This is a genomic window from Moorena sp. SIO4A5 (assembly GCF_010672005.1).
Lineage (GTDB): Bacteria > Cyanobacteriota > Cyanobacteriia > Cyanobacteriales > Coleofasciculaceae > Moorena.
The window spans coordinates 1-3,205 of sequence record NZ_JAAHHZ010000560.1 but is presented as its reverse complement, the minus strand read 5'-3'; the positions used below and the strand labels follow the sequence as shown (position 1 = coordinate 3,205).

Sequence of the window (3,205 nt, the reverse complement as noted above, 5' to 3'; positions counted from 1 at the left end):
TTCTATATGCTTGCGCCCTGCCTGAACTAGGTCATACCATTGCTTAGGATGAGCCACTAAATGTTGTAAATGAGTCACCAGCCCCTCTACATCTCGTTCCTCTGCGAGTAAACCTGTAACACCATCAATAATTACTTCAGGAATGTCACAGTGCTTGGTACTAACAATGGGCATTCCTGTAGCAGCCATTTCAATTAGAGATACCGGTGCGCCCCCTTCAGTATCGCCGTCACTCGCTGTGACGCTGGGGGAGAGAAAGATATGATGCTTATAGGCTTCTTCAAATAAAACTTTATGCGGTTGATAGCCAAGCAGGCGAACTTTTGACTGGAGATTGTGCTTCTCGATAGTTGCTAGAATTTTTTTCTTTTGAGCCTGATTTCTGGCTTGACTATTGGCATCCCCAATAATAGTGACTTCTAGAGAAACCTGATGCTGTAGTTGCCCCAAGGCTTCTAGGGCGTAGGGGATACCCTTCTTTTCTGTGAATGATGACGCAATAAGTACACGCAGAGGCTCACCAGTATTCCAGACTCTGGGCTTAAAGGGAATTTCCTCGATACTAATGCCCAGATGCTGAACTTTAACTTTATCTGCTGGGCATCCTAGATTAATGATGCACTGTGCCATATGGGGGCCCTCGCAGAGAATTCTATCTACCTTGGCAAACAGTTCCTGATATCTTTTCTGCCAGTGGGGGCTACTTTTAGGCAAGGAATTAACATCCCAACCGTAGAAAGTCACTACCTGCCTAAGTCCTGCTAGCTTCGCTGCATCTAGATCTCCCCAACCAATATCACCAAAATGAGAATGCAAAATGCTTGCACCTTGCCGTTTGGCAACTTCTACTAAAAATCCCAGGTGACGGCGAAACTGTAGTTTGCGCACACCCTTATCCCAGAAATAGCGCCATTTGGAACTATCACTCAGTGTGTGGATATTGGGTAGCCAAAACTGCTCCAAATTTTCTGTGCGTTCGCAGACAATATGATTTTCTACTTCATCAGGCAAGTAGCGAACTTGGTTATACATCCAAGTTTGCGTCTGTGGTAGCCAGAAGGGATAGCTATGAATAACCTTAATTTTTCTCTTGTCCAATAGCTGAATACTCATTTATTTATTTAGCCCTACCATGACTAATAATTGCTGTATCTGTTCTCGATTGATACACCAGCTTGCCAACAGGTAAGAAATACCTCCTATAGGTATCAGTATGCCTAACACCCAGCCACTAGCTAGACCGGTGGGTAACAAAAACTTCAGCCCTACAAGCACAAGTAGCATTAGGAGACTAGCAACAAGTGGTCGCCAAAGCACTGCCCCAAAGTCACGCATCCGTAAATGAATGAGACTAAAAGGAATATTAAAACTTGGGTAACACCAAAGAAAAGACGCGATCACGTAGGCAACTGCAACCCCAACAATCCCCCATTGCAAACCGATCACGAAAGCAGTAAGTATCAATATTCCAGAAACAATTCCCCATCGAAACTGAAGGTCTGGACGACCTTTCGCCTTATAGATTGTGCCTACTGTTGTTCCCAGAGATTGCTCCATTCCTACAGGAGCCAGAATCATCAGTAGCAAAATGACAGGCTGCCACTGTGACCCAAGTAATGTCAGAACAAAGGGCTCAGCAGCTACCCAAAGACCAACCATCATTGGAAAAGAAATCAGAGCAATTAAACCGATAACTTTGAGATAGGCACTTCTAAATTTTGCATTGTCATCTTGTATTTGGGAAAATACAGGAAACATCACCCGAGCAATCACATGAGAGATATTCTGCAAGGGGTAAAGCATGATGCGATATGCCAAGGTGTAGTATCCCAAGTCTTGGCTTCCTAAAACTCGTCCAATTAGGAGGTAGTCTGCATTTCTCTTAAAATAGCGCCAGATACTAGCTGCGGTTAAATTCAAGCTGTAACTACTAACATCTTTGACCTCACTCCAATCAAAAATCATTTTTGGTCTCCAGCTAGTGGCAGCCCAAAGCATAACTGTTGTTACTGTCACTAATACTAATGATTGGTAGACCAAGCTCCATACCCCAAATCCTAGAAGAGCTGAACCAATGCCAACGAAGGAAGCAGACACGATCGCACAAATTTCTATTTTGGCTAAGGTATTGAATGCTAAATTTTTTTCTAAAATGGCTTTCTGTAAGATGCTGATACCAGAAATAAAAAAGTTCAATGAGAGGAATCTCAGAACTGAAGTGACCCTCGGTTCCTGATAAAAACTGGCAGCCAGTGGTGAGATAACAAAGATAACAAATATCCCTAAGATTCCCAAGGCTACATTGATCCAAAAGAGGCTATGCAAAAGTGCATCAGAAATATTTTTCCGCTGAATTACTGCTGATGAGGTGCCCAAATCCTTAAACAGGTCTATAAATGCGATCACAATCATCGCCATGCCCAGTAAGCCAAAATCAGAAGGTGAGAGTAGGCGGGCAAGGATAGCAGTAGTGACAAACTGCATCACCTGCCGCCCGACTTGGGACACTAAAGACCACTTTACTCCAGATGTGGCAACTCGTTTAAGGGACATTAAATCTTCCTCTGCAAAGCTCTTTGACTATTTATTCAACTTATTCAACAGATGTACGTCTCACTTAAAAATTACTACCAGCTAGGCATAATCTCTAAGAGCAGACTTGAAAAATTCAATGTTCTTTTTGTATTCATTGCTGTTTTTTAGCATTTTTTTATAAACCCAAATCCAGAAACTATCGTATATTACTTTGGAAAGATGAATGACTTTTGCTTCGACACCTATTAGAGCACAACAAGCGGCGGTATGCTTTCCATCAGCAATAAAGTATCGCCCATCAACATTAAATACTTTGATTGGTTCATAATTACCAATTTTTATTGAATTCATTTTTTCTTGATATTTTGTTTTGAGAAATGCTATATAATTATGGTTGACTTTGCGAGGTGATCGAAAATCTAATATTCCTCTATTCACTCTTTTTACATAACTAGAATCCATGACATCTTTGTTATTTTTAAGATTTTTCATTAAATCAAAATGTGGAGAGTCAACAATATTAGTGTTGACAAGAGTATGTGAGTCTTTTAATCCATCGGCACAGAGGTATAAGGATTCCAATTGTAATGATTTAAGCTCGCCAACACAAAAATATTTTAATATGTCGCTTGAGAGAAGTTGGTTACAACATTTAATACCAACTTCAGAT

At 41.0% G+C, this 3,205-nt stretch carries 3 protein-coding genes; all 3 read right to left on the bottom strand.

Annotation, left to right across the window (positions count from 1 at the left end; translation table 11 throughout):
* The coding region (locus tag F6K57_RS40965) for a glycosyltransferase (RefSeq protein ID WP_293074770.1) at positions 1–1,113 on the bottom strand (1,113 nt) is incomplete at its 3' end.
* Entirely contained in the window at positions 1,114–2,553 is a 1,440-nt protein-coding gene (locus F6K57_RS40960; RefSeq protein WP_075900367.1) for an MOP flippase family protein, read from the bottom strand. It lies immediately after the preceding gene.
* A gap of 81 nt (positions 2,554–2,634) precedes the next feature.
* A partial coding sequence (locus tag F6K57_RS40955; protein ID WP_293074766.1) for a hypothetical protein occupies positions 2,635–3,205 on the bottom strand: 571 nt, incomplete at its 5' end.